Source organism: Streptomyces sp. NPDC047130, from assembly GCF_040643475.1.
Taxonomy (GTDB): domain Bacteria; phylum Actinomycetota; class Actinomycetes; order Streptomycetales; family Streptomycetaceae; genus Streptomyces.
Window position 1 is genome coordinate 1 of sequence record NZ_JBEYUK010000068.1, and the last position, 2,165, is coordinate 2,165.

General features: G+C 67.4%; 1 protein-coding gene. It reads left to right on the forward strand.

What is annotated here, in order from left to right; translation table 11 throughout:
• The coding region (locus ABZ836_RS30420; RefSeq protein WP_361147607.1) for a dihydropteroate synthase at positions 1-2,165 on the forward strand (2,165 nt) is incomplete at both ends.

Here is a 2,165-nt window from a genome sequence, read left to right on the forward strand (position 1 = left end):
CGGCGGGCCATGGAGGCGACGGGTGTGCGGGTGCCGCTGCTGGTGTCGATGGCGTTCGAGACGACGGGCACGATGCTGCTGGGGTCGGAGATCGGGGCGGCGCTGACGGCGTTGGAGCCGTTGGGCATCGACATGATCGGCCTGAACTGTTCGACGGGTCCGGCGGAGATGACCGAGCACTTGCGTTATCTGGCGCGGCATGCGCGGATTCCGCTGTTGTGCATGCCGAATGCGGGTCTGCCGGTTCTGACGAAGGACGGGGCGCATTTCCCGCTGGACGCGGAGGGGCTGGCGGACGCGCAGGAGGACTTCGTCCGTGATTACGGCCTGTCCCTGGTGGGCGGGTGTTGCGGGACCACGCCGGAGCATCTGCGGCAGCTGGTGGAGCGCGTGCGGGGTGCTGAGCCGGCGGCACGTGATCCGCGTCCCGAGCCGGGTGCTGCCTCTCTGTATCAGACGGTGCCGTTCCGGCAGGACACGTCGTATCTGGCTATTGGTGAGCGGACGAACGCGAACGGGTCGAAGAAGTTCCGTGAGGCCATGCTGGAGGGCCGGTGGGACGACTGTGTGGAGATGGCGCGGGAGCAGATCCGTGAGGGCGCGCACATGCTCGACCTGTGTGTGGACTATGTGGGCCGTGACGGTGTGGCGGACATGGCGGAGCTGGCGGGGCGGTTCGCGACCGCGTCGACGCTGCCGATCGTGCTGGACTCCACCGAGGTGGACGTGCTGCGGGCGGGGCTGGAGAAGCTGGGCGGGCGTGCGGTCATCAACTCCGTCAATTATGAGGATGGGGCGGGGCCGGAGTCGCGGTTCGCGCTGGTGACCGGGCTGGCCCGGGAGCATGGTGCGGCGCTGATCGCGTTGACGATCGACGAGGAGGGCCAGGCCCGCACGGCGGAGAAGAAGGTCGAGATCGCCGAGCGGCTGATCGAGGACCTCACCACGAACTACGGGATCCGCGAGTCGGACATCCTGGTGGACTGTCTGACGTTCACGATCTGCACGGGTCAGGAGGAGTCACGCAAGGACGGGATCGCGACGATCGAGGCGATCCGTGAGCTGAAGCGCCGCCGTCCAAAGGTGCAGACCACGCTGGGCCTGTCGAACATCTCGTTCGGTCTGAACCCGGCCGCCCGGATCCTGCTGAACTCCGTCTTCCTCGACGAGTGTGTGAAGGCGGGCCTGGACTCGGCGATCGTCCACGCGTCGAAGATCCTGCCGATCGCCCGGTTCAGCGAGGAGGAGGTCACCACCGCTCTCGACCTCGTCTACGACCGCCGTGCCGAGGGCTACGACCCGCTGCAGAAGCTGATGCGGCTCTTCGAGGGCGCGACGGCGAAGTCGCTGAAGGCGGGCAAGGCCGAGGAACTGGCCGCGCTGCCGCTGGACGAGCGGCTCAAGCGGCGCATCATCGACGGCGAACGCAACGGCCTGGAAGCCGACCTGGACGAGGCGCTGACCGGCCGCCCGGCCCTGGACATCGTCAACGACACCCTCCTGGACGGCATGAAGGTGGTCGGTGAGCTGTTCGGCTCCGGCCAGATGCAGCTGCCGTTCGTGCTGCAGTCCGCCGAGGTGATGAAGACCGCGGTCGCCCACCTCGAACCGCACATGGAGAAGACCGACGAAGCCGGCAAGGGCACCATCGTCCTGGCCACCGTCCGCGGCGACGTCCACGACATCGGCAAGAACCTCGTCGACATCATCCTCTCCAACAACGGCTACAACGTCGTCAACCTCGGCATCAAACAGCCCGTCTCCGCCATCCTCGACGCCGCCGAACAGCACAACGCCGACGTCATCGGCATGTCCGGCCTCCTCGTCAAATCCACCGTGATCATGAAGGAAAACCTGGAAGAGCTCAACGGCCGCGGCCTGGCCACCCGCTACCCCGTGATCCTCGGCGGCGCCGCCCTGACCCGCGCCTACGTCGAACAGGACCTCCACGAGATCTACCAGGGCGAAGTCCGCTACGCCCGCGACGCCTTCGAAGGCCTGCGCCTCATGGACGCCCTCATCGGCATCAAACGCGGCATCCCCGGCGCCCAACTCCCCGAACTACGCCAACGCCGCGTCAAGACCACCCCCACCCTCCAGACCGAGGAACGCCCGCAGGAGGAAGGGCCGGTCCGTTCCGACGTGGCCACCGACAACCCGGTGCC